Raw genomic sequence first — 24,332 nt, forward strand, 5'->3', positions numbered from 1 at the left:
TGAAGGCAGTCGCTTTTTGTGTTTCTTGGTGGTATAATGTAACTCCTTTTGACTTCTGGAATGAAGATGATCTGACGTATTCTCCAGGACACAATTGGAAGACTAACCTTAGGAGGTAACTGAAATGAATAATTTTCAAAGTGCCTATCAAGAAGAGAAGGAGCGGCTTGACCGTACCTTGCAGGAGATCGATCACCAATTGTCAGCTCTGCGGGCGATACCTGTATACACAGGACATGATTTCACAGAGCAGGTACTGGAGGCTGGCCGGGAAGGCCAGCGCCAGCAGCTGGAGAAGTCATTGCGCGAACCTTACTTCGGCAGACTGGATTTTGAGGAACAGGGACGCGAGCTTGCCTCGCTCTATATCGGCAAAGTAGGCGTAGGCGATCCTTCCGGCAAGCAGCCGATCGTTATGGACTGGCGAGCGCCGGCAGCCAGCTTGTTCTATTCGTTCACCGGTGGAGATTTGGCATCCTATGAAGCGCCGGAGGGCATTATTGAGGGACTTGTCTATTTAAAAAGAAATATTGTCATTCGCCAGCAGATTCTGGATCGTGTCGTCGATACGTACAACCGGGAGGACGAGGGACCAGCAGTTTCGGATGAATTCCTTGTCTACCGGCTGGGCGAGAATAAGGATAATCGGCTGCGGGACATTGTGTCTACGATCCAGGCGGAGCAGGATCAAATCATCAGGGCAGCTAGGAATACGGCGCTCATTATCCAAGGCGTAGCGGGCAGCGGAAAGACGACGGTAGCGCTGCATCGCTTGGCCTTTTTGCTGTATCAATATAAGGAGCAGATAGCCGCTGAACGCATGATTATTTTTGCACCGAACCATATGTTCATTGATTATATTTCTGAGGTGCTTCCGGAGCTTGGTGTAGGCGACATTCTGCAAAGCACATTTGCAGAATGGGCCATGGGCGTACTTGAGCTGAAGCATCCCCTGGCCGCTAGTCAAGGCGACCTCCATCGCTGGTTCGATGCAGACCGGACAGAGCGCATGCCGGAAACCCTGTTGCCTGCCCGATTCAAGGGCTCGATTCAATTCAAAGCACTGATCGACGCCTACCTTGATAATATGGAATCGTTATGTGTTCCCAAGGTGGATTTCGAGCCCTGGGACGGAGCAAATCTTTCCTATGCGGAAATTCTGGCATGGTTTGAAGGAGAGTATAAGCATTATCCCGTTGCAAAGCGCAAGGAACGGGTTCTTGCTCGAATTCACCGCTGGATCGAGATGGAGCTGAAAAAGTCCTCGTCTACTGCGACTATCAAGGAACGGAAGAAGAAAGCGCAGCAGCGCGAGAAAGCCTATGCTAAGAAGTGGCCCGAGCTTACGCCGTTATCGCTTTATGAGGAGCTTTTTCAGACTAAAAAAAAGGGCAGCCTGGGACTGCCCGACATGTCTCCTGATATTCCCCAGGACGTTTGGAATGAAACGCGGAGCAATTTGAAAGAGGCTATCGTTAAAGAGGAGGATCTCGCACCACTGCTGTATTTATACACGTGTATTCACGAAATCGAGGGCAGGCTGATCTTCGACCATGTCGTGATCGACGAAGCTCAGGATTTCTCGCCCTTTCAGGTCGCCGTACTTGACCAGTTTGTTAAAGGGCATTCCTTCACGATTTTGGGTGATTTGTCGCAAGGCATTCATTATTACAAAGGGGTGCGCGATTGGTGCGAAATGCAGGAACTGTTCCGCTCGGAGGATACGGCTTACTTTGCCCTGACGCGCAGCTACCGCTCGACCATGGAAATTATATCGTTTGGCAATGAAATATTGGCTCAGGGAGTAGGGACGGAGCTGCTGGCTGTGCCCGTATTCCGCAGCGGAGAGCCGGTAAAGCTGTTATCTGCGGGAGGAACGGAGCGGATTGCCGCCATTAAAGAGGTGCTGAAGGCCTTGCTCAAGGGAAGCTACCGGACGATGGCGCTGCTAACGAGGACACTGCAGGATGCCTCTGAGCTTCATAAATGGCTCGTTCAGGAAGGGCTCGACATCAATTTGATCGATGGAAATAGCCAGCAATATGCGGGCGGGGTATCGGTTCTCCCGGTATATTTGTCTAAAGGGCTTGAGTTCGACGCTGTTATCGTTACGGATGTCGACAGGGAGCATTACTCTAGCGAGGATGCCAAGCTGCTTTACGTCGGCTGTACTCGGGCTTTGCACGAGCTCTGGCTGTTGCATGGAGAGAAGCTGCCAGATTATGTGCTCCCGGATGATACAGAGATGGTCATGAACATGACTCGTCCTCTCCTGTAAATTCAGAAAAAAAATGAACCGGGTTGGGGACACGGCAGTCATAAAGGAAATTAATCAATCCAAGTCTCGTAGGGAACAACATAAGGAGCTGCTCATTAGAAAAATTCTAATAGGGCAGCTCCCGTTTTATTATATGGATATTTATTAGTTAGCATGAGGGCAATGTTTCCTTCTGGGCGGTTCGCATTTTGGTCAGTATTTTGCGAATGCTCTCGTCTGAGAGATAGTACATCTCGGCTAAATCTCTAACCGATAGGCCTGAACAATACTTACGAAATATTTCCTGATTCCGATTGGCAATCGATGTGCGGGAACCGCTTAACTCTCCCCAGGAAGCACGATTTTGCTCCGGTTTGGGGATATAGAGAAGCTCACCTTGAATATGGCGCTGCAATTCCTTCAGCAATCGGGGGGGAAGCACATCCTTCCCATTTTTGTAGCTCACGGTCATGTTCCTCCTTGTTTCGATGTGCTCGATCTAGTTCAAGAACGAAATAAGTCACCATGATCGTAATCCCCCTTTCGCAACAGTTTGATTTAATCGTTATGGCCAATTATAAATAGCTGGCTATATCTTAACATATTTTCACAGCAACGAAAATAGAGGGGCTTTAAAGCCCCCCTTGCTTGAGGTTTCCGCTTACGCGGAAACCACCTCACTCACTGAATACACATTCATCAGCCCCCTTTCCAGTGATTCGTCGGCCCGACACCTATATTAACTCATATTCAGCGCGGGGAAGGAAGTGAAAGAATGATTATAAATGTTTTATACCCTTATATGGTAAAATGGACATTAGGTTCGTAGAGTAATATCATAGATAAGCTAACATATGAATATTGAGTCATTATGAGTCATAAGGAAGTGAACTGCATGGATTTGTTCTCTTACCAGCAAAGCTCGAGCCCTGTCGGCAGGCTGCTTGCCGACCGAATGAGGCCGACGACACTGGATGAATATATCGGACAGGAAGACATCGTGGGGCCGGGCAAACTGCTGCGCAGGGCAATCGAAGCGGATCAGGTCTCTTCGATTCTGTTGTACGGGCCTCCCGGCTGCGGAAAAACGACGCTTGCCCACATTATTTCCAATCATACGCAAGGGGAGTTTGTCAGGCTGAATGCCGTTGATGCTTCCGTCAAAGATGTGCGGGAGGTCATCGAGAAGGCGCATAATGATAAGTCTTTTTATGGAACCAAAACAATTCTGTTCCTGGACGAGGTGCACAGATTCAACAGCTCGAGGCAGGATGCCCTGCTGCCGGCCGTAGAGAAGGGCACGATTACCTTTATCGGGGCGACGACAGAGAACCCGTTCCATTATGTGAACGGGGCTTTGATGAGCCGTTCCACCCTGTTCCAGCTTCAGCCCTTGACGAAAGAGCATTCGCTGATTGCGATGAAGCGGGCTTTGGCGGATAAGGAGAAGGGGCTGGGCTTTATGCATCTAGAGGTGGACGAGGAGGCGCTGCTCCATATCGCGGCGATGGCGAACGGGGATATTCGCCGTGCGCTCAACGCGCTGGAGCTGGCGGCGATGACGACGCCGCCTCGGGGGGATGGCGGTGTTCACATTACCCTGGAAGTGGCGGAGGAATCGATCCGGCGCCCGCTTGTCAAAGCGGACGAATCGACGCAATACGACGTGCTGTCCGCTTTTCATAAGAGCATTCGAGGCTCAAGCGATGCGGCATTGTTCTGGTTTCTCTACGCTGTTGAGAAGCTGGGAATGGATCCAATGACGTTTATCCGGCGGCTGATTGCCGCGAGCAGCGAGGATATCGGCCTGGCTAATCCCCAGGCGATGGTTCAGGCGGTCAGCGCATTAGATGCCTATCGGCACAACGGCTGGCCGGAGGCGAAGCTGAACATTGCCCAGGCGATTCTATTTGCGGTAGAGAGCCCGAAGTCCAACGCTGTGACCACAGCGATCTCCAAAGCGATGACCGCCATCGAGGATGTGAGATCGGCAGAGGTGCCTTTGCATTTGCGGGATACCCATTACAAGGGAGCCGAAAAGCTTGGACATATCGGCTATAAATATCCGCATGATTATCCAGGGCACTATGTGAAGCAGGATTATTTGCCGCCGAATTTAGCGAAGCGGAAGTTCTACGAGGCGACGGAGCAGGGGAATGAAAGCAAAATCCGCTATAATCAGCAAATTCGCCGTGCGAAGGACATGGAATAGAGTGGGGATATAATCCAAATTAGGGAGAGCCTAACCACATTGCCAATGGGAAAGGGTGTTTGCGGTACTGCTGCAATAAAACGATCTACTATGCTGGTCGATGATGTCGAGCAGTTTCCCGGCCATATCGCCTGTGATGCCGCCTCCCAGTTGGAAATCGTAATACCGCTGATCAAGAAGCCCTCTTCATCCACCTTTATACAAGTTGGTCGAAGAGGGCTTCATTTTTGTACTTATGAAGCACTAGATGCGTGCTGTCCCCAATTCGGGCACAGGCAATTTCTCTGGTGCTTCGATTGTGCCGCCACCCAAACAATCGTCTCCATCGTAGAAGACAACCGCCTGGCCAGGGGTAATCGCCTTTTGTGGCTGGTCGAAGGCAACAAATATCGTGCCGTCTTCCCTAGGAGTCAGCGTAACCCCCTGATCCTGCTGGCGATACCGAAATTTAGCTGTGCATTTGAACGGTTTGTCCGGCAGCTTGTCCATCCCTGCAATCCAGTTTACACCGGAGGCGATTAATCCGGTCGAATACAGACTAGGATGTTTGTCGCCCTGCACGACGTAAAGAAGGTTACGCTCCAAATCTTTCTCGGCTACGAACCAAGGCTCACCGCTGCCTGATCCTCCGATGCCGAGGCCTTGCCGCTGTCCCAGCGTATAGTACATCAGGCCGTCATGGCGACCTTTGACCTCACCCGTCGTAATATCGACCATGTCGCCGGATTGGGCAGGCAAGTACTGGCTAAGAAATTCACGGAAGTTACGCTCGCCAATGAAACAGACTCCTGTGCTGTCTTTTTTCTTAGCCGTGTAAAGTCCCGCTTCTTCAGCAATGCGGCGTACCTCGGATTTGGGCAGATGGCCGATCGGGAACATCGCTTTGGAAAGCTGCTCCTGATTTAATGCATTCAGGAAATAAGTTTGATCTTTGTTGCTGTCCACGCCGCGCAGCAGCTTGTACATGCCGTCTTCTTGCACAACACGTGCATAGTGGCCAGTAGCCACATAATCGGCGCCTAAATCCATCGCTTTATTCAGGAATTCGCCGAACTTGATTTCGCGGTTGCACATCACATCCGGATTCGGAGTGCGGCCGCGCTTATATTCTTCGAGAAAATAGGCAAATACTTTATCATAGTACTCCTTCTCGAAATTAACAGTATAGTACGGGATATCGATTTGTTCGCAGACGCGCCTTACATCTTCGGCGTCATCCTCTGCCGTACAGTGGCCGAACTCATCGGTATCATCCCAGTTTTTCATGAAAATGCCGATGACATCATATCCTTGTTGCTTGAGCAACAGCGCCGTTACCGAGGAATCGACGCCTCCGGACATGCCGACGACAATTCTTGTTTCGCTGTTTGATCCAGACATCTTTATCACTCCTTTGGCGGTTTCCCTGTCGATATTTTATCATAAGCAGCTGGCTTGAGCGAAGTCGCTCCCTTGTTAAGGCCATGTAAACAATTTACCGAGGCCGGGGCTGTTTTAATTTCCAAAAGACATGGGATGTGTTACGATAAACATAGGTTAATGATAGGAATAGGGCGTTTTACGATGACATGCCCTTCCATACGGACAAAGATCCCTGTCATGCCTTTATTGATCAAAGTTCAATTATATAAATATTACTTGAAAATTGAAAGAGGTGGCTTCTTTGAAGATTTCCACAAAAGGACGCTATGGCTTAACGATCATGATGGAGCTCGCTGCAAAGTTCGGTGAGGGCCCTACCTCCTTGAAGAGCATCGCTGAGAAAAATCAGCTGTCTGAGCACTATTTAGAGCAATTAATTGCCCCACTGCGCAACGCAGGGCTTGTGAAGAGCGTACGCGGTGCTTATGGGGGTTATATATTAGCGCGTGCTGCGGAAGAGATTACGGCAGGGGATATTATCCGCGTATTGGAGGGGCCGATTTCACCGGTAGACTTCACAGAAGAGGATGACCCGGCCAAGCGGGATCTATGGCTGCGCATTCGCGACGGCATTGCCGAGGTGCTGGATTCGACGACGCTCGAAAATTTGATCAACTTTGAAGAGCAGGGCGCGGATCAGAATTACATGTTCTATATTTAACAGGGAACACGAAATCTCCCCTTTTAAAGGGATGTAGGGCTGTTCTTATAAAGAGTTGCCCGCACTTTACCCGCAGTCAGCTGTTAAAGGCCGACAAAATGCCCATTAACCTATTCGGTTGGTGGGCTTACTTTCTATACTAACTCCAATCGCGCTATCATAACTAGCTCAAAATATATATGCTTCAAGTTGCTTGTTATTTATACAAACATACATATTTTATTTTAGTTACTTAGGAGGAATCATGAAGAAAGTATTGAGTGTGTTTACCTTAATAATTAGTATTTTTATGATTAATCCAAATGAAGCATCTGCGGAGGAAATCGACTTAACAAGTGGGAAATATAAAATTTTCTATAACTTTATACCGGCAGAGAACAATAATCCTTCTGTAATGAAAGTTCGACGAGTAGATTTTACTACGGGGGCTGTTAAAACAGATGAAATTCCGTTTCCCGAGGATAATTTCTTTATTTCCTATCAAAGCAAATCAAAACAAAATCTCCTTGTCCATGGATCGACTTTGGATAGGAAGACCTTGTTAACTTATGACTTCAAGAAACAAAAAATAAATGTTTTGAGAGAGCTGGGGCTCTCTGAAGGAACTATAGATGCAGTTTATCCGGATAGCAAAATGTATGTTGTGAAGAAATCTGAAAAAGAATACGAGATCTACTCTTTAACCTCGCATCGATTATATTCTACAGTCCAATCCCAACCTAAACTGTATGATGACAGGAATCCGGAATTAAACAATGTCCCGCTGTACTTACCTGAACCCGAAGTGGGCGATTTGGTTTATGATGGAGAGCCTAGATTACAAGATTATAATGGTCAGTATATGTACCGCTATACAGGCGGAAATCCAGTGGCTATAAAGCCTAATGGTAAGGTTGTCACATTAACGGGTACTAAAAATCAGAAATTGTATATGCCTGGTTATGTGTATAAAAAGTATGTTGGAAATGTTATTTATAAGAGAAGTATCACGCCGGATCGAAAGGTAGTAACGGAGTTGATTTATCCCGACGGTACTAGAAAAACCTTATATAGTAATAGTGGTAAAGGCGGAAGCTTTTTAGATCAATTCAGCCCAAATCATAAATTGATGATTTCCTTTGTTACAACAGGTGATTATACAGCGGAATATCGGGTATATGAAGTTAGCACTGGAAAATTAATCAACACGTTCGATGTTTCAAACGTTAGAGTATTTAGCAATTCCGACTTGAGAGCAATATGGACGGATAACGAAGACAATCATTTCAGATTATTCCACTATAGTCCATTGCGAAACCTGAATGCATACAGCGACGTTGAAATACAAATGGCAAGCTCCATACTTGGATATCATTACAGTAATAGTTACTTGTTGACATTTGATACTTCCAGACTATTAACGAACCAAGATCCTTTTCCAATTATGTATAATGGGGAATACGTTAAATATACAGGACAGGGTTCTTTTAGAGTCATGGATGGCATTGTTTACACACCTGTGAAGGATCTAATGACTGCACTGGAAGGTAAGGTGTCTTATAATAAAAAGGAAATTACAGTTTCACGAAACGGAAACTCGTACCAATTAGATTCATCAAAAATGATTATGTGGGATAACCAAGTGTTTTTTCCTCTAAAAGAAATTGCTTCTGCTTTAAAGTTGAAAGTGACTGGAAGAGCTCTAGATCACGGATCTGCTTATAACAGTTTTGCTGAATTTGAACTATCTGAGTACTAAGTTTGATTTTACAAGTCCATTCAAAAAGGGCCGAGAATTATTCTCGACCCTTTTTTTGTAGGGATGATCTTGTTTTGAGCTATAGGCGATAACCATTTTCTATGATCCATGGCAGTCGTCCAATCTTTTGGTTGATTCGCACAATAAACTGTTGGTGATCAACTATGGAGGTGATTGTATGCAAAGGCATATTAAGAAAAAGTGTGTTCATCCAGTGAAGAAATTTAAAAAATGTTTCCCAAAAAGAATCGTTAAAGTGAAACGAAAAATTGTTATCAATGCCCCGCAAGGTCTTCCAGGGGCACAAGGGCCTCAAGGATCTCAAGGCCCTCCGGGACCGGCAGGCATTCAGGGCCCTCCAGGGATACCTGGGCCACAGGGCATACCCGGCCCTCCAGGGGGGATTGGAGTACAAGGTATTCCAGGGCCACAGGGAGAGAGAGGGCCGCAAGGCGAAGCTGGCCCTGTAGGCCCTCCAGGGCCAGTTGGCGCAACAGGGCCAGTTGGCGCAACAGGGTCAGTAGGCCCAGCGGGCCCTGCAGGCGTGACCGGCCCGGTAGGCCCAGCAGGGCCCGCAGGTGCGACAGGTCCCGCCGGCCCAACGGGTCCTCCAGGGGCAGGAATCAGCGACTTCCTAAGCATTTTTCGATTCGATCCGGGCACGGGAACAGATACGGTACCTGGTAACTCGCCTGTAGTGTTTAACGGAACGTTTGCAAATGTCGGCGGAGCCTTTACGTTCACTGCACCGTCCGGTACGATTACGATCAATGAGACTGGAACCTACTTGATTAGCTTTACGGTGCATAATCAAGGGAATGCCGATTTTAACTTAACGGTCAATGGAACCCCAGTAACACCCGTACCTTTTACAGGTAATGGGGGCGGCCCGACTTCAGCTGAAGTCATTATTACAGTAACTACCGTTCCAACAACGATTCAGCTTGTGAATGCCAATGCAACGCCAGCCCAGCTTCATAACTTGACGAATGCGACGCTCACTATATTAAAGCTAACTTCCTAAAAGAATAAATAAGGTTGTATCAATGTTGGTTATATATTATATGGAGGAAACTCCAATTAGACTGTGTGAATACGGCATATTATCTGACCATTTTAGCAGTGTGCCGTCAAGTCTTTTCACATTATTCTATCCGATAAGAACGATGTTGCTTCGCCTGCTGTTTCGGGCGAGGCTTTTCTATTTTATCGATGGGAATGATGCGAGTAACATGTGCGATTTCTTCCAGCAGCAACCAAAATGCGCCTTCAACCGTGCGAAGCTGCACCTTCTTCGGATCAGCTCCCCATTTGGGCAGGCCGCGCATCGTATCTCCGGACTCCAATATTATGACGACTTCCTGCTCCAGCGTAACCGCCATTTTTAGTTCGTGCATCATTCTCACGCTCCTTGGGATTTATATTCTTATCATCGGTATGTTGGTCTAGAAAATAAAGAGAAAATCAACATAAGTTATACATTTGCTGGACACATGGTTAGTCCGGCGTTATGATGGGAATGTTTCCGGGGAATAATACAGTAAAACGCATGAATTTAGGTTGTTTTCACAACCTTTCAAAGATAGGTGATTCTGATGAGAAAAGTATATTTGGATCATGCGGCCTCGACTCCGATGCATCCGGAGGTTGCCGAGGCTATGATGACGATTATGACTGAAAAGTTCGGGAACGCGTCAAGCGTCCATTCCTTTGGCCGAGAAGCGAAGCGGATGGTGAACGGGGCGCGTGATCGACTCGCCGCTTCCCTAGGCTGCAAGCCGGAGGAGCTTGTATTTACGGGAGGCGGCACAGAGAGCGATAATCTGGCGATATTCGGTACGATGCAGGCTAAAAAATCGCAAGGCAAGCACATTGTTACGACAGCAATAGAACACCATGCGGTGCTGCATTCTTGTCAGCAATTGGAGAGGGCAGGGTTTGAGGTAACATATCTTCCGGTGGATCGAACTGGTCGTGTCCATCCGGAGCAGGTCGCCGAGGCGCTCCGTCCGGATACCATTTTGGTCAGTATTATGTATGGCAATAATGAGGTCGGCACGCTGCAGCCGATCGTGGAAATTGGAGAAATAATTCGCAGCAGAAACGCTGAAACTGCATTTCATGTAGATGCTGTACAGGCTTTTGGGGCAGTTCCAATTCATTGCAATGAACTCCCGATTGATCTCATTAGCTTTTCCTCACATAAAATTAATGGACCACAAGGCGTAGGGGCGCTGTATATTCGTAAACAATTAATGATCGAGCCAATCATCTATGGCGGGCTGCAGGAGAAGAAGAGACGGGCAGGTACGGAAAATATGGCTGGAATTATCGGGTTTTCCAAAGCCGCAGAGCTTGCAGCAGCTGGTTTGTCCCAAAGGCGGGAGCATGATTTGGAGATGCGCTCCACCTTGTTAGCCAGTCTTGCGCGAACGGTTGGCCGCGATCAATTTCATGTTAATGGAAATGAAGAATTTTACTTGCCGCATATTGTAAATATCAGCTTCCCGGAAATGCAGACGGAGACGATGTTGATGAATCTCGATATGGAGGGAATAGCCGTAGCCAGCGGCTCTGCCTGCACCTCGGGATCGCTTGAGCCATCCCATGTGCTCGAAGCCATGAATCTTCCACAAAATCTTTTGCGTTCCGCGATTCGATTTAGCTTTGGTTTGGGTAATACTAGTGAAGAAATCAAGTATACCGCCGAAAAAGTTGGAACCATCCTAACCCGTCTTCGTAAAAAAATATAATGGGCTTTCGCTTGTAGACTATAAGGAAAGGAGGATGTGTTCGCTTTTTCACAATGAGCCGCAATAAGCCCAGCGAGGAGGGACCTGAACGTTATGAGACTCCAAGATATGATTGGCTTGTCTGTCTTTGATGTAGAAGGCGGTAAGCAGGTCGGAAAAGTCCTCGATGTGATGTTGAATGAAGATTGGACTATCTCAGGGATTACACTGGAGGGCAAGGTTATGTTTTCCTCTAGTTGTAAAGTGGTGCTCTGGGAAGATATCGTCGCTTACGGCGAGGATGCCGTCATGATTCGCAATCAACAGGCTGTCCGCAGGTGGGAAGCCGAGAATATACAGCTTACCTTCATTTCGGGTAACGGCAAATTGAAGGAACTTCCCGTTCTTACAGAGGACGGGACGATGATAGGATACGTTGCAGATGTTTATTTTGAGCAGGATTTGGGAAATACAATTACTGGTATCGAAATTAGTGATGGATTCATTTCTGATCTGATGGAGGGGCGCAAAATGTTGCCCTTTATACCGGGAATGACGAAAGGGGAAAATGCGATCATGGTCCCCCCGAACAGTGAGCAACGGCTGGATAAGACCATGAATTCTATCAATGGATAGGTGATAATTGAATGATGAAATGTCCAAATTGCAGCTCCAAGGATATCGGGAAAATCGGTTCCCATCAATTTTATTGCTGGGGATGCTTTATTGAATTAACCGTAAACGGCGAGAAAATGTCCGTATATCAAGTCGAGGAAGATGGGACGCTCAGCTCTCTGGATGATTTATTCTTCGGAGAAGACATGTCGCAGGATTTCTCGCAAATACAAGCTTCAACTTAAGATAGCAGGCCTACATATAGAATGATATCTATATTGGCCGGTGAGCCCTTCTCCTTTGCGGAGAAGGGTTTGTTTTATATCACGCGATTATTTTTAGCGCAGCAGGCATATACTGACCTATAGCCAGTCCACCGCCAAGGAGGGATCGCGAGTGGAACCGATTTACAAAAATAAAATGTTCCGCAATGGAATGTGGCTGTTGCTAGGACTCGTCATTCTCTATTTCATTTGGCTGCTCCGTCCGATGATCGCCTTAGTTTACGGTTTTCTTAAAGCTGTGCTTGCCCCTTTTGTCATCGCGATGATCATCTCTTATATCCTCAATCCCGTAGTACGGATGCTGGGCGGCCGCAAAGTGCCGAGGACGATGGCTGTGCTCTTAATTTATGCGGTGTTTCTTACCAGCCTTTCCGTAATTCTAATCAATGTGATACCGATGTTCATCGAGCAGTTAGAGGAGCTTGGGGAGCATTTGCCTGAGCTGACTTTACATACCCAGCAGATGATCAATCGTTGGGACAGCAGTTTGCTTCCCGGCAGCATCCGGATGGGGATGAACAATTGGTTCTTCCAATTTGAGCATCGGCTGGCTGACGGGATTTCTAATTTCCTGGACAATATCGGAACGACGATCGGGGTCGTCTTCAATGCGTTTATCGTTCCTTTTCTCATCTTCTATATACTTAAGGATTTTGAGGCATTTGAGCGTATGATATTACATTATTTACCTCGTACACGCCGCAAGTCTATCGTTGCTTTGTTGAAGGATATCGACGATGCACTGGGCAATTATGTGCGGGGACAGCTCCTCGTTTGCGTCATTATCGGGGTGCTCGCCTATTTCGGCTATATGATTATTGGCATGCCTTTTGCGCTATTGTTTGCTGGAGTCGTTGCGGTATGCAACATTATCCCTTATCTTGGCCCTTTTCTGGGGGCTGCGCCTGCCCTAGTCATGGCGACCACGATTTCGTGGCGGCTGGTGCTGATGGTCGTGTTGGTCAACACGATATGCCAATTTATCGAGAGCAATATTATCTCTCCTCAAGTCGTCGGAAGATCACTGCATTTGCACCCGATGCTCATTATTTTCGCTTTGCTCGTCGGCGGGGAATTGGCTGGAGTGGCGGGTTTGATTCTCGCGGTGCCTTTTTTTGCGGTGGGCAAAGTGATCATTCAGCATTTCTACACGTATTACGTTCGTCGTAAAACGGTCTAAACCGCATTGACAGCGGGAAATTCGCCTTATATACTTATTATTGATTTATTTACGATGTGTATAGATGTAAATCGTTGACGAAATGAAGTACGTCCATGTTCACTGTTCCAGAGAAGGTGTTCCTTCGCGAAGCTTGCGGATAAGCATTAGCGCCGCATCGATGAAGCGCGTTGGCTGAAAGAACCCGATCATTGACCGGACGGAAAGCTGATTTCAGAGTGCGAAGCAAATTCGCCGGGTGATTCCCGTTATCGAATCGTTCGAGGCGATCGTTTCTTTCGGATATTGTTTAGATTAGGATCTGAGAAGCGATAACCAGGGTGGTACCGCGAGTTAATCGTCCCTGATGTTCAGGGGCGTTTTTTCTATTTTTTTATGAATACTGTCGTGATTATGATCTATTTAGGAGGAACTCTTATGAAATCAAGTGAAATTCGTTCCAAGTGGCTGGAGTTTTTCGCCAGTAAAGGACATAAAGTTGAGCCAAGCGCGTCCCTCGTTCCCCATAACGACCCTTCTTTATTGTGGATTAATGCCGGAATGGCTCCATTAAAGGCTTACTTCGATGGTCGGGTGAAGCCGGATAATCCTCGCATTGCGAACTCTCAGAAATGCATTCGTACGAATGATATTGAGAATGTCGGCAAGACGCGGCGCCACCATACCTTTTTTGAGATGCTGGGCAATTTTTCGATCGGTGATTATTTTAAAGAAGAAGCCATTACTTGGGCATGGGAGTTTCTTACGGGCAAAGAGTGGATCGGATTCGATCCCGAACGCTTATCCGTAACGGTATATCCTGAGGATGAAGAAGCTTACAAGCTGTGGAATGAGAAAATCGGCATTCCGGCGGAGAGAATCATTAAACTGGAGGACAACTTCTGGGATATCGGCGAAGGGCCATGCGGACCTTGTACGGAAATTTTCTATGACCGCGGCGATGCCTACGGCGATTTGTCCGATCCGGACTGCACGCCAGGCGGCGAGAACGAGCGCTTTCTTGAAGTGTGGAATCTCGTCTTCTCGCAATTCAATCATAATAAAGACGGCAGCTATACGCCGCTACCTAACAAAAATATTGATACCGGAGCAGGATTGGAGCGGTTTGCTTCCATTTTGCAGAACGTGGATTCCAATTTTGACACGGATTTGTTTATGCCAATCATGGATAACACGGCTAAGATCTCCGGCGTTCCATATGGGGCAAACGAAGATAGCGATGTAGCCATGAAGGTTATTGCCGACCATATCCGTACGGTTGCCTTTGCTGTTGCTGACGGCGTGCTGCCGTCCAATGAAGGCCGTGGATATGTTATCCGCCGTCTGCTGCGCCGGGCTGTCCGCTATGGAAAAACGCTGGGCCTCGACAGACCGTTCATGTATGACCTCGTTGAAACGGTTGGCGATATTATGGGCAGCTACTATGGCGATGTTGTTGCAAAGCGCGAATTTATCGAGAAGGTCATTCGCACAGAGGAAGAGAGATTCCATGAGACGCTGAGCGATGGGCTTGCCATTTTGTCCGAAATCAGCGAGCAGGCCAAGGCGGAAGGGCGTACGGTTATCGGTGGAACAGATGCCTTCAAAATGTATGATACTTATGGCTTCCCGCTTGATTTGACCGAAGATTTTGCAGCAGAGCAAGGCTTGACCGTAGATCGGGAGGGCTTTGAAGCCGAAATGGAGAATCAGCGGGAGCGTGGCCGGGCCGCGAGCCATAAAGGCGGGAGCATGTCCGTGCAAGGCGGGGTATTGGCTGATTTTACGACTAAAACGGAGTTCGTTGGATATAATGAGCTAGAAACATCAACTAACATACTAGCTATAATAGCGAATGACACATTTGTCGACGTGTTGTCCGCGGGAGAGAGCGGACAAGTTATTTTGGAGACAACTCCCTTCTATGCAGAAAGCGGCGGCCAGGTCAGCGATAAAGGGGCTATACTGAGCGAATCCGGCAGTGCGGATGTGGAAGGATTGTTTAAAGCGCCTCGCGGACAGCATGTTCATCAAGTGACGGTAAACTCCGGTGAACTGCGTGTAGGGGCGGTTGTTACTGCACAGGTTGATCGGAAGCTGCGCAGCGGGATTCTGAAAAATCATACGGCTACGCATCTGCTTCATAAAGCGCTGAAAGAGGTGCTGGGAGAGCATGTCAATCAAGCTGGCTCTTTGGTTGAGCCGCAGCGCTTGCGCTTTGACTTCTCGCATCTCGGCAGCGTTACCCCCGAGGAGCTTGCTGAGATTGAGCGCAAGGTGAACGAGCAAATCTGGAATGCACTGGACGTCGTCATTGAACACAAGCCGATTGACGAAGCCAAGTCTATGGGAGCCATGGCTCTGTTCGGCGAAAAGTACGGCGACATCGTCCGCGTCGTTCAGGTTGGCGAATACAGCCTGGAGCTATGCGGAGGCTGCCATGTGAGCAATACAGCAGAGATTGGCTTGTTCAAGCTGATTAGCGAGAGCGGCATCGGTTCGGGAGTGCGCCGGATCGAGGCGGTTACCGGGCGCGGGGCTTACTTATACATGGATAGCCAGCTTGAGCTGCTGAAACAGTCCGCAGCGCTGCTTAAATCGAATGTGAATGAGGTGCCAAAACGGATTGAGGCGCTCTACCATCAGCTGAAGGAGCTTGGGCGCGAGAACGAATCGCTGCAGAGCAAGCTGAGCCGTGTCGAAGCCAACGAGCTGACGAGCCGTATTGTCGAGGTAGGAGGAACCAAGCTGCTTGCGGCACGCGTAGAGGCTGGAAGTATGGATATGCTAAGAACCTTGGCGGATGAATTGAAAATTAAGGTTCCAGATACCGTCCTTGTACTTGGCGCAGCTATGGACGACAAAGTGAACTTTGTTGTAGCTGTACCGCAGGAGCAGGTGAAACTGGGCATCCACGCGGGCAAGCTTGTTAAGGAAGTTGCCGCCGTATGCGGCGGGGGCGGAGGAGGCCGACCGGATATGGCTCAAGCCGGCGGCAAAGATGTCTCCAAGCTGGATGAAGCTTTGAAGGTTGCCGAAACATGGATTGCATCGCAGCGGTAGTGTAATTGAAAAATTCGCTGCATAACCGAAAATTTCCTTAAAGAACCTACAATATGATATAGTAGGGGTAGACTAAGAGGAAACCAGACTGCGATCAAGAAGACGTATGTCTTAAGAAGCGAGGTGTCATCATGGACTACATGGATAAAACCGTCAAGTTTAATGTCAAAGGTGATGAGCAGGAGGCGTCTGCGCAGGAAATTCTTCTTACGGTATATGGAGCTTTACAGGACAAAGAATATAATCCAATCAACCAGATTGTAGGATACCTACTGTCAGGAGATCCGGCATATATACCGCGCCACAACAATGCGAGAAGCCTGGTGCGCAAGAAAGAACGCGACGAATTGATTGAAGAACTGGTAAGGTTTTATATGTCCAGTCACCGTTAGGAGAATGGCATGAAGATTATGGGTCTAGATTACGGGGATCGCAGAATCGGCGTAGCGATTAGCGATATTTTCGGATGGACTGCCCAAGGTGTTGAAGTGATTGAACGCCGAAGGGAAGGCGATGGAATCGATCGAATTGCTGAGCTGGCCAGCCAGCATGAAGTAGAGGAAATCGTAGTTGGCCTGCCGAAGAATATGAACGGATCAGTCGGTCCTCGTGGTGAAATATGCAAGGCCTTTGCAGAGGAGCTGCGAAGCAGGATCGAGGTGCCGGTTCATCTATGGGATGAGAGGCTGACCACCGTCTCTGCTGAGCGGACGCTGATTGATGCAGATGTTAGCAGAAAGAAGCGTAAAGGAATTGTAGATAAAATGGCCGCGGTTTTGATTTTACAAAACTATTTGGACTCTAAGAGTAAAAAGTGAGGGTGATCGCACATGTCTAAAGATCGTATCGGCAATGAAGAAGAACCGGAAATTATTTATATCCCTGACGACGAGGGCAATGAGGAAGAGTTTGAAGTCATCATGAAGTTCGAGGTTGACGGTTCAGATGCGAAGTATATGATGGTGGTTCCTTTGGATTCCGATGAGGATGCAGAGGCCGAAGAGGTATACGCATTTCGTTACGAGGAAGACGGCGATGACCTAAAGCTGTATACGATTGAGAGTGACGAGGAATGGGAAATCGTGGAGGAAACGTTCAACACATTAGTCGACGAGTTCGACGGGGAGGATCAGGATTAATGCCGGAATTCTCCGCAGCAGATGTTGTGTGGACCTCCCGGGTGCTCGATGCATTCGGAACTGTCGTTGAGCTTGAAGATGAGCAGGGTCATGTTTCCTGTTATTCGATTGAGAAGGAGTTCGATGTTGCGGGGGGCTCTTACGCTGTTCTTCGCGCAGAGAGCGCAGCAAACCCGGAGCCGGAAATATTCAAAATTATCAGCGGACAGGACGGTGCACTGGAGCTCGTCACGATCGATGATGATGACGAATGGGAGAACGTAACTGAATTGTACGATGAATTGACGTTCCCGGAATAGAACCAAACACATTTTTATAGATAAGTCTGAGAAGGGCGGATACCGCCCTTTTTGGCTGTTAAGGAGTTGATTGGTTGAAGAAGGTATGGAAGTGGTTGATTTCCTTGCTGCTGCTAATGGTTATTGGCACTGGGGGGCTCGCCGCCTATGGATATATGGAGATGCAGCCGATGAAGCGTTCGGAGCAGCCTGTCAAATTTACGATTGAGCCAGGTACGGGCACGACCACGATTGCGAATATACTTGAAGACCAAGGTTTGATCAAAAATTCCTTTCTATTCAAATCCTATTTGAAATTGAAATCAGAAGGCAGTCGGTTTCAGGCAGGCGTTTATGAAATGCAGCCCGGCGCGACCTACGACGAAATCATTCAAAAATTGAATAGTGGCGATGTAGTCAAGGCGGAGATGATACGTTTTACCATTCCAGAAGGATATACCGTAAAGCAAATGGCCGATAAGCTTGCCGAAGCAGGCTATGTGAATAAAGATATATTTCTAAATTTGGTTAAAGAGTCGAAGGGAATTGAAGAGGCTATTCTTGCCTACGTTCCAGAGTCATCAGAGTTCAACTACCGTTTGGAAGGCTATTTATTCCCGGAAACCTACGAACTGGAGAAGGGGAGCAGCGAAGCGGATATCGTCTCCAGAATGCTCCAAGAGACCGACAAACGAATTAAGAATATTCCCGATTTTGATCAGAAGCTAAAAGCTCGGGGGCTTGATTTTAACCAATTGATGACGGTAGCGTCGCTGGTGGAACGGGAGGTTGTCGCGGACAGTGAGCGAAGCCTTGTCGCCGGAGTCATTTACAACCGTATTGCGAAAGATATGAAGCTGGAAATCGATGCTACGGTTCAGTATTTGCTTGAGAAGCCGAAGGAGCGGTTATTATATAAAGATTTACAAAGCGTGGACAGCCCTTATAATACTTACATGTACAAGGGACTTCCTCCGGGGCCGATCGCAGCGCCCAGCTTGAAATCGATCGAAGCTGCGCTGGAGCCTGAGGCATCCGATTATTTATTCTATGTAACTAAAAAGGATGGAACTGGCGAGCATTTATTTGCCAAAACATATGCGGAGCATTTGCAAAATATTAAAAAAAGTAAGGCTACAGCCAAATAACTGAGGTGTATGAAAATGGGAAACAAACCGGAGTTGCTTGTCCCTGCCGGTTCTTTGACAGAGCTGGAGAGCTATCTGGAAGCTGGAGCTGACGCGGCATTAATTGGGGAAGAGAAATATGGAATGAGGCTGCCGGGCAGCTTCACCCTGGAAGAAATCGCCGAGGCGGTGGGGCTGGCTCATGCTCGTGATCGTAAGGTTTATGTTAGCGTGACGAACATCATTAGCAATGAATTATTGGATGAGCTTCCACTTTATTTACAGCGATTGGAGCAAGCTGGAGTCGATGGCGTACAATTCGGGGATCCGGCGGTGCTGCAGGTAGTAAGATCAATGGATTTAAATTTGAAGCTGCATTGGAATGCTGAGATGACATCGACCAACTATGCCACGGCGAATTATTGGGGAAGCAAAGGAGCTTCGCGAGTCGTATTAGCTCGGGAGCTGAATATGGATGAAATAACGGAGATGCAGCCGAAGCTAAATATTGACTCAGAGGTTCAAATCCATGGAATGACGAATATTTATCACTCCAAACGACGTCTTGTGAACAGTTATTTGACGCAGCAGGGTAGGACTCCCGAGCCTGGTGATGCTGATTTGGGCAAAGAACGGGGGCTGTTCTTAGTCGAGGCAGAGCGGCCTGGAGAGAAGTTCCCGATTTATGAGGACTCGAATGGAACACATATTATGAGTTCGGATGATATCTGCATCCTAGAGGATCTACATCATCTGATGGCTGCTGGCGTGCACAGCTTTAAAATCGAGACTCTGCTGAAGGATGTTAACTATAATACGATGGTCATACGTGCTTATCGTAAAGCGGTCGACAGCTACTTCAGCAATCCGGAGGATTATGAATTAGACGAGAATTGGCTGGATGAAATTCGGGAAATTCAAGATCCTGAGCGCGAGCTGTCATTCGGTTTTTTCTACAAGGAGCAAGTATATTAATCAGAGTAAGAGGTGAACGAGGATGCAAACAGCACAGAAACATCAGCCGAAATATATCGGGAAACGCTATCGCTTAGATAAGCCTGAGCTGCTAGCTCCGGCGGGAAATTTGGAGAAGCTGAAATTTGCGATCCATTATGGGGCGGATGCAGTATATATCGGGGGGCAGAAATATGGTCTTCGTTCGAATGCGGACAATTTCAGCTTTGAAGAGATGCGCGAAGGCGTAGAATTCGCGAACAAATATGGAGCCAAAGTATTTGTGGCCACCAATATATATGCACATAATGAAGACATTGAGGGAATCGAAGAATATTTGCGCAACTTGTACGATGTGGGGATTTCGGCAATTATCGCTGCAGACCCGATCATCATTGACACAGCGCGCCGCATCGTACCTGGACTTGAGGTGCATTTGAGCACCCAGCAATCCACGGTCAATTGGCAGGCGGTCAAGTTCTGGAAGGAAGAGGGCTTGCCGCGGGTTGTGTTGGGCCGGGAGACCAGCATGGAGGAAATCCAAGAAATCAAGAAGCATGTGGACATTGAGATTGAATCCTTTATCCATGGTGCCATGTGTTCATCCTATTCCGGGCGCTGCGTATTGTCCAACCACTTCACGGATCGTGACTCCAACCGCGGGGGTTGCTGTCAATCCTGCCGTTGGAAATACGATTTGTTCGAGGACGGTTCGGCGGAAGAGGTATGGGTATCGGAAGAAGCACTCGCCATGGCGCAGTCTGTACAGTCGCCTAAAGTAGGGACTTCACCGCTCCCGCTGTTTCAGGAAGAAGACAATCCATTTACGATGGGCTCTAAAGATATGTGCATGATCGCCCATATTCCAGATCTGATCGACGTGGGAATCGATAGCTTCAAGATCGAAGGACGAATGAAATCGATTCATTATGTGGCTACCGTAGTCAATGTCTACCGCCAAGCGATCGATTCGTATATGGCCGATCCCGACAACTATGTATTAAAGCCCGAGTGGCTGGAGGAGATCAACAAGGCGGCAAATCGCCCGCTGAATACAGGCTTTTTCTACGACACACCGGATCATGAGGATCATATTTATGAACCGGAGGAGAAAGCTGTGCCTTATGATTTTGCCGGACTGGTGATGGATTATAATGCAGCGGAGGGGACTGCGGTCATCCAGCAGCGCAATCACTTTAAGCCTGGACAAGAAGTTGAATTCTTTGGCCCGAACGGAACCTTCTTCAAGCAAATCGTCGGAACAATTTGGGATGAGGAAGGCAATGAGCTGGATGCGGCTCGTCATCCACTGCAAAGAATAAAAATAAAAGTGGATCAGCCCGTTGCGTATTTCGATATGATGAGAAAAAGAAAATAAACATAAATGAATGCAAAGAGTCTTTTTCCAACTAGGACAAAAGACTCTTTTTTTATTGTCTTTTTGACTTTTTTAGCTGAACATTAAACTCATAGGAGATTTTTACCGATAATAATAAAGGAAAAGGTGGGTTTTTGTCGAATATAAATAAGCAACACAGGAAGAATTTATGAGGTTCGGAGTATGGCCTCGGGTCCTACTTTGGTGGATTAATTATTATGAGCGGTGGGTGATCAACATGAAATTGGTTCCTAAGAAGGAGAACCAAGCTAAAGACAACAAGAAGGAAATAAAGAAAGGTACGGATACCGGACAAGCTAAAAACAAAGCAGGTGGAGGTTGGAAGGATAAGTTCAACAATGTCATCGATCAGCTTCCCAAGGACATCAACCCGTCCAGGTCGGTAGGTATTCGTCTGTTTCTTATTTTCTTTATTGCCATTATGTTCTTCGTACTTGCGATCGGTGTGCTATCTTATCAAATGGCGAAGGGTACCATTGAGAAAAATGCTGAAACAGCAAGCCAGCAAACCATTGTACAGACATCACAGAAGCTAGATATTATTTTCCAAAAGTATGAGGAAACGCTGCAGCAAGTTTTCTTAGACGATGAAATGCAAAAGGCTATTCGGGACGCCTCGCTCTCAACTACCTCTGACTATGACCGCTTTACGACTTCTAACCAAATGAGAAACCGTCTGAATTCCATGACGTTCTCAAGCAAAGGCGTTGTAGCGGTGTATATGGTTCCCGGAGAAGAGGATCTGATTGGTCCCGTAACATCTGGGAGTGCGGACAACGAATTCGTCAACAATATTCGCAATGAGCCTTGGTTTGAGGACATGGCCAATACTTCGCAGGTTAGATGGGTTACAGGATCAAACGAGTATACAACAGGAACGCAAATTTTCAGATTGGTTAGATCCGTTCAGAGCGTCAGCAGCATGAAGCGCTTTATTCTAGTGGCAGATATTAACCTGGAGATTTTGAATGGATATTTGCAGGAGCTCAATCTTGGTAATGGTTCGAAAGTTCAAATGATTACGTCTGATAATATGGTTGTAGGCTCTTCGGTTGAAGGAGAGCAGGGACAACAGTCTGAATTTAACATTCAGAAAAAAGAAGGCGAAACCAAGGGCAGCTCTCGTATTAGGGATGCGCAGGGCAGAACGGTGCTTGCCGTCTACAATACGCAGGAGAATTCAGGCTGGACGCTTACGGGCGTGCTGCCTACGGATCAACTGACTAAGGATGCCAGGGGAATTCTCGTAACTACGTTTGTCTCGCTGGCTGTCGTTGCTGTTATTGCCGTTCTGCTCGGAATGTGGATGGTTAGAATGATAGCTCGTCCGCTCGTAAAACTAATGAAACTGATGGATGAAGGCTCTAAGGGGAACCTCAATGTTCGCATGGAGCAGAAATCCAAGGATGAAATCGGTATGCTGACAGCTAGCTTTAACGTGATGATGGAGCAGATTACGCAGCTTGTTAAGCAAACGAACGATTCCGCGCAGGATGTGCTGGATACTGCGACAGAATTGACACAAGCCTCGAATAAAACGGCGATTTCCGCCAAAGAAATTGCGATCGCTACTGAGGAAATTGCTAATGGAGCAACAAGTTTGGCTAATGAAGCTGAGCGCGGCAATGAACTGACGGAGAATATTTCCAGGCAGATGGATCATGTTATCACAGCGAATAAGGAGATGGAAACATCCGCTCGCCAAGTGGAGAAATCCAGTCAACAGGGTACAGATTACCTGAATGAGCTATTGCAGAAAACAAGTGTCACGGGTGAAATGGTTAATGCGCTCACGGAGAAGGTCGATTCGCTGAAATCAAGCACATCTTCGGTATTGAAGGTACTCGATGTGATGCAGAACATTACGCAGCAAACGAACATTCTGTCGCTCAATGCAACGATCGAGGCTGCGCGTGCCGGGGCTGCAGGACGCGGGTTTATGGTCGTAGCGGATGAAATTCGTCAGCTTGCTGATCAATCCCGTCAATCTATCACGATGGTAGGAGAAATTACTGACAATATCCAGAAGGAAATGAATGAGACTGTTCAGGCCCTATCCGAGGCAAGTCCGTTATTCCAGGATCAGATTAAGTCTGTGAAAGAAACAAGCCAAATCTTTGTTTCCGTGCAAGAGCAAATGGAAGGCTTCGTGCAGCATTTGGATTCTGTAACATCATCCATTGATGAACTGAACCAATCGCAATCCGTATTGTCCGAAGCGATGAGCAACGTCAGCGCGGTAGCGCAGCAATCATCCGCGACTTCGGAGGAGGTTGCTTCGCTAAGTAGCGAGCAGGAGACTGTAGGAGAGCAGCTTGTGAATCTTTCCAATAAACTGGAGAACGTATCGAATGGATTGAAGGAGTCCTTGTCGAAGTTTACCGTGTAACTCCTAGATAAAAATATAGGTGTTATAATATGGACAAAACTGGAGTATATGTTACTATTGAAATAAAATCTTATCTGAGGTGATTCAAGGTTGATAGGTCGTAGTGGAAATCCGACATTGAATGACAAAACATTCGATCAGATCGGATATCATTCCGGACAGGACGCAATGACCATTGAAGGCACGGTAAATAAAGTGTTTATTACACTTGCAGTGCTTTTAGGGGGCGCATTTGCTTCATGGTCCATGTATTTCAACGGGCAGAACGTGTTGCCGCTTGCTATTGGCGGAGCGATAGGCGGCTTCATCTTAGCGCTGATTATTAGCTTCAAGCCAACGACAGCTCCATTCCTCGTTCCGATTTATGGAGTACTGGAAGGTTTGTTCCTAGGCGCAATTTCTGCAAATTTCGAAAATTTATACCATGGAATCACGTTGCAAGCTGCACTACTGACGATGGGCGTGTTCATCGCTCTGCTGCTTGCTTATAAGACAAGGATCATTAAAGCGACGGAAAACTTCAGGCTTGGCGTATTTGCGGCTACGGGCGGCATAGCGCTAGTATATCTGCTGAGCTTCATCCTTGGGTTCTTTGGAATCTCTATTCCATACCTGCATGAAAGCAACTGGATTGGAATCGGAATTTCCGTCGTCATCGTAATCGTGGCGGCTTTGAATCTCGTATTGGATTTCGATTTTATTGAGAACGGTGCTAATCAGGGTGCTCCGAAGTATATGGAATGGTACGGGGCTTTTGGATTGATGGTTACTCTAGTATGGCTCTATATTGAGATGCTTCGCCTTTTGGCTAAATTGGCGAGTAGAGACTAGAACGCAATTTAAGCATTAGAGGGTGGAGATATAATCTCCACCCTCTTTTTTAGATATAAAATAGCACTAAAT

General features: G+C 47.3%; 22 protein-coding genes and 1 pseudogene. 20 read left to right on the top strand and 3 right to left on the bottom strand.

The window, feature by feature from the left end; translation table 11 throughout:
- Positions 1 to 124: 124 nt before the first annotated feature.
- A complete protein-coding gene (locus tag CZ379_RS11870; RefSeq protein ID WP_110931808.1) occupies positions 125 to 2,278 on the top strand; it encodes a HelD family protein in 2,154 nt (717 codons plus the stop codon).
- Between the two features lie 148 nt (positions 2,279 to 2,426).
- On the opposite strand, the gene CZ379_RS11875 is transcribed toward CZ379_RS11870, so the two are convergent.
- Entirely contained in the window at positions 2,427 to 2,729 is a 303-nt protein-coding gene (locus CZ379_RS11875) for a CD3324 family protein (RefSeq protein ID WP_199925584.1), read from the bottom strand.
- 423 nt (positions 2,730 to 3,152) lie between these two features.
- Here CZ379_RS11875 and CZ379_RS11880 point away from each other — a divergent pair, with 423 nt between their 5' ends.
- Entirely contained in the window at positions 3,153 to 4,469 is a 1,317-nt protein-coding gene (locus CZ379_RS11880) for a replication-associated recombination protein A (RefSeq protein ID WP_110931810.1), read from the top strand.
- 39 nt (positions 4,470 to 4,508) lie between these two features.
- Positions 4,509 to 4,646, top strand: a pseudogene (locus tag CZ379_RS26645) (GAF domain-containing protein); the annotation flags it as partial.
- Between the two features lie 66 nt (positions 4,647 to 4,712).
- On the opposite strand, the gene mnmA reads toward CZ379_RS26645, so the two are convergent.
- A complete protein-coding gene (mnmA, locus tag CZ379_RS11890; RefSeq protein WP_110931811.1) occupies positions 4,713 to 5,849 on the bottom strand; it encodes a tRNA 2-thiouridine(34) synthase MnmA in 1,137 nt (378 codons plus the stop codon).
- Between the two features lie 283 nt (positions 5,850 to 6,132).
- On the opposite strand from mnmA, the gene cymR reads away from it, so the two are divergent.
- The 3 genes from cymR (at position 6,133) to CZ379_RS26950 (ending at position 9,314) form a co-directional block, all read left to right on the top strand.
- Positions 6,133 to 6,552: a cysteine metabolism transcriptional regulator CymR gene (gene cymR, locus CZ379_RS11895; protein WP_110931812.1), complete on the top strand. Its 420-nt coding sequence runs from the start codon at positions 6,133 to 6,135 to the stop codon at positions 6,550 to 6,552.
- Positions 6,553 to 6,796: 244 nt separating this feature from the next.
- A complete protein-coding gene (locus CZ379_RS11900; RefSeq protein WP_110931813.1) occupies positions 6,797 to 8,290 on the top strand; it encodes a hypothetical protein in 1,494 nt (497 codons plus the stop codon).
- Positions 8,291 to 8,468: 178 nt separating this feature from the next.
- A complete protein-coding gene (locus CZ379_RS26950) occupies positions 8,469 to 9,314 on the top strand; it encodes a BclA C-terminal domain-containing protein (RefSeq protein WP_110931814.1) in 846 nt (281 codons plus the stop codon).
- A gap of 121 nt (positions 9,315 to 9,435) precedes the next feature.
- Here CZ379_RS26950 and CZ379_RS11910 read toward each other — a convergent pair whose 3' ends face one another.
- Positions 9,436 to 9,690: a hypothetical protein gene (locus tag CZ379_RS11910; protein ID WP_234404897.1), complete on the bottom strand. Its 255-nt coding sequence runs from the start codon at positions 9,688 to 9,690 to the stop codon at positions 9,436 to 9,438.
- Between the two features lie 195 nt (positions 9,691 to 9,885).
- On the opposite strand from CZ379_RS11910, the gene CZ379_RS11915 reads away from it, so the two are divergent.
- From CZ379_RS11915 to CZ379_RS11980, 14 genes are all read left to right on the top strand, one after another.
- Positions 9,886 to 11,043 (top strand): cysteine desulfurase family protein, encoded by a 1,158-nt coding sequence (locus CZ379_RS11915; RefSeq protein ID WP_110931815.1) that lies wholly within the window; start codon positions 9,886 to 9,888, stop codon positions 11,041 to 11,043.
- Positions 11,044 to 11,136: 93 nt separating this feature from the next.
- Complete coding sequence (locus tag CZ379_RS11920) at positions 11,137 to 11,658, top strand: PRC-barrel domain-containing protein (RefSeq protein ID WP_110931816.1); 522 nt, start codon at positions 11,137 to 11,139, stop codon at positions 11,656 to 11,658.
- 14 nt (positions 11,659 to 11,672) lie between these two features.
- Positions 11,673 to 11,882 carry a hypothetical protein gene (locus tag CZ379_RS11925; protein ID WP_110934342.1) on the top strand — a complete coding sequence of 70 codons (210 nt, stop codon included), beginning with the start codon at positions 11,673 to 11,675 and terminating at the stop codon, positions 11,880 to 11,882.
- Between the two features lie 151 nt (positions 11,883 to 12,033).
- Positions 12,034 to 13,101 (top strand): AI-2E family transporter, encoded by a 1,068-nt coding sequence (locus CZ379_RS11930; RefSeq protein ID WP_110931817.1) that lies wholly within the window; start codon positions 12,034 to 12,036, stop codon positions 13,099 to 13,101.
- 417 nt (positions 13,102 to 13,518) lie between these two features.
- Entirely contained in the window at positions 13,519 to 16,143 is a 2,625-nt protein-coding gene (alaS, locus tag CZ379_RS11935) for an alanine--tRNA ligase (protein ID WP_110931818.1), read from the top strand.
- 131 nt (positions 16,144 to 16,274) lie between these two features.
- On the top strand, positions 16,275 to 16,535 hold the full coding sequence (locus CZ379_RS11940; RefSeq protein WP_110931819.1) for an IreB family regulatory phosphoprotein: 261 nt from the start codon (positions 16,275 to 16,277) through the stop codon (positions 16,533 to 16,535).
- A 9-nt stretch (positions 16,536 to 16,544) separates the two neighbouring features.
- On the top strand, positions 16,545 to 16,961 hold the full coding sequence (gene ruvX / locus CZ379_RS11945) for a Holliday junction resolvase RuvX (protein ID WP_110931820.1): 417 nt from the start codon (positions 16,545 to 16,547) through the stop codon (positions 16,959 to 16,961).
- A gap of 12 nt (positions 16,962 to 16,973) precedes the next feature.
- Positions 16,974 to 17,282 carry a DUF1292 domain-containing protein gene (locus CZ379_RS11950; protein ID WP_110931821.1) on the top strand — a complete coding sequence of 103 codons (309 nt, stop codon included), beginning with the start codon at positions 16,974 to 16,976 and terminating at the stop codon, positions 17,280 to 17,282.
- Positions 17,282 to 17,581, top strand: a complete 300-nt coding sequence (locus tag CZ379_RS11955) for a DUF1292 domain-containing protein (protein ID WP_110931822.1) — start codon at positions 17,282 to 17,284, stop codon at positions 17,579 to 17,581. Before CZ379_RS11950 ends, CZ379_RS11955 begins: the two co-directional genes overlap by 1 nt.
- A 74-nt stretch (positions 17,582 to 17,655) precedes the next feature.
- Entirely contained in the window at positions 17,656 to 18,708 is a 1,053-nt protein-coding gene (gene mltG, locus CZ379_RS11960) for an endolytic transglycosylase MltG (RefSeq protein WP_110931823.1), read from the top strand.
- A 15-nt stretch (positions 18,709 to 18,723) separates the two neighbouring features.
- Positions 18,724 to 19,662: a peptidase U32 family protein gene (locus CZ379_RS11965; RefSeq protein WP_110931824.1), complete on the top strand. Its 939-nt coding sequence runs from the start codon at positions 18,724 to 18,726 to the stop codon at positions 19,660 to 19,662.
- A gap of 22 nt (positions 19,663 to 19,684) precedes the next feature.
- On the top strand, positions 19,685 to 21,019 hold the full coding sequence (locus tag CZ379_RS11970) for a peptidase U32 family protein (RefSeq protein WP_110931825.1): 1,335 nt from the start codon (positions 19,685 to 19,687) through the stop codon (positions 21,017 to 21,019).
- Positions 21,020 to 21,257: 238 nt separating this feature from the next.
- Complete coding sequence (locus CZ379_RS11975; RefSeq protein ID WP_110934343.1) at positions 21,258 to 23,429, top strand: methyl-accepting chemotaxis protein; 2,172 nt, start codon at positions 21,258 to 21,260, stop codon at positions 23,427 to 23,429.
- 90 nt (positions 23,430 to 23,519) lie between these two features.
- Positions 23,520 to 24,260, top strand: coding sequence for a Bax inhibitor-1/YccA family protein (locus CZ379_RS11980; RefSeq protein ID WP_110931826.1), 741 nt, complete (start codon positions 23,520 to 23,522; stop codon positions 24,258 to 24,260).
- Positions 24,261 to 24,332 lie beyond the last annotated feature (72 nt).

Source organism: Paenibacillus bouchesdurhonensis, from assembly GCF_900155685.1.
Taxonomy (GTDB): domain Bacteria; phylum Bacillota; class Bacilli; order Paenibacillales; family Paenibacillaceae; genus Fontibacillus; species Fontibacillus bouchesdurhonensis.

What these genes read in the sequence shown, in the direction of transcription:
- CZ379_RS11870 (WP_110931808.1), top strand. Translation starts at nt 125, where the DNA reads ATGAATAATTTTCAAAGTGCCTATCAAGAAGAGAAGGAGCGGCTTGAC.
- CZ379_RS11875 (WP_199925584.1), bottom strand. Translation starts at nt 2,729, where the DNA reads ATGACCGTGAGCTACAAAAATGGGAAGGATGTGCTTCCCCCCCGATTG.
- CZ379_RS11880 (WP_110931810.1), top strand. Translation starts at nt 3,153, where the DNA reads ATGGATTTGTTCTCTTACCAGCAAAGCTCGAGCCCTGTCGGCAGGCTG.
- mnmA (WP_110931811.1), bottom strand. Translation starts at nt 5,849, where the DNA reads ATGTCTGGATCAAACAGCGAAACAAGAATTGTCGTCGGCATGTCCGGA.
- CZ379_RS11900 (WP_110931813.1), top strand. Translation starts at nt 6,797, where the DNA reads ATGAAGAAAGTATTGAGTGTGTTTACCTTAATAATTAGTATTTTTATG.
- CZ379_RS26950 (WP_110931814.1), top strand. Translation starts at nt 8,469, where the DNA reads ATGCAAAGGCATATTAAGAAAAAGTGTGTTCATCCAGTGAAGAAATTT.
- CZ379_RS11910 (WP_234404897.1), bottom strand. Translation starts at nt 9,690, where the DNA reads ATGATGCACGAACTAAAAATGGCGGTTACGCTGGAGCAGGAAGTCGTC.
- CZ379_RS11915 (WP_110931815.1), top strand. Translation starts at nt 9,886, where the DNA reads ATGAGAAAAGTATATTTGGATCATGCGGCCTCGACTCCGATGCATCCG.
- CZ379_RS11920 (WP_110931816.1), top strand. Translation starts at nt 11,137, where the DNA reads ATGAGACTCCAAGATATGATTGGCTTGTCTGTCTTTGATGTAGAAGGC.
- CZ379_RS11925 (WP_110934342.1), top strand. Translation starts at nt 11,673, where the DNA reads ATGAAATGTCCAAATTGCAGCTCCAAGGATATCGGGAAAATCGGTTCC.
- alaS (WP_110931818.1), top strand. Translation starts at nt 13,519, where the DNA reads ATGAAATCAAGTGAAATTCGTTCCAAGTGGCTGGAGTTTTTCGCCAGT.
- CZ379_RS11940 (WP_110931819.1), top strand. Translation starts at nt 16,275, where the DNA reads ATGGACTACATGGATAAAACCGTCAAGTTTAATGTCAAAGGTGATGAG.
- ruvX (WP_110931820.1), top strand. Translation starts at nt 16,545, where the DNA reads ATGAAGATTATGGGTCTAGATTACGGGGATCGCAGAATCGGCGTAGCG.
- CZ379_RS11950 (WP_110931821.1), top strand. Translation starts at nt 16,974, where the DNA reads ATGTCTAAAGATCGTATCGGCAATGAAGAAGAACCGGAAATTATTTAT.
- CZ379_RS11955 (WP_110931822.1), top strand. Translation starts at nt 17,282, where the DNA reads ATGCCGGAATTCTCCGCAGCAGATGTTGTGTGGACCTCCCGGGTGCTC.
- CZ379_RS11965 (WP_110931824.1), top strand. Translation starts at nt 18,724, where the DNA reads ATGGGAAACAAACCGGAGTTGCTTGTCCCTGCCGGTTCTTTGACAGAG.
- CZ379_RS11970 (WP_110931825.1), top strand. Translation starts at nt 19,685, where the DNA reads ATGCAAACAGCACAGAAACATCAGCCGAAATATATCGGGAAACGCTAT.
- CZ379_RS11975 (WP_110934343.1), top strand. Translation starts at nt 21,258, where the DNA reads ATGAAATTGGTTCCTAAGAAGGAGAACCAAGCTAAAGACAACAAGAAG.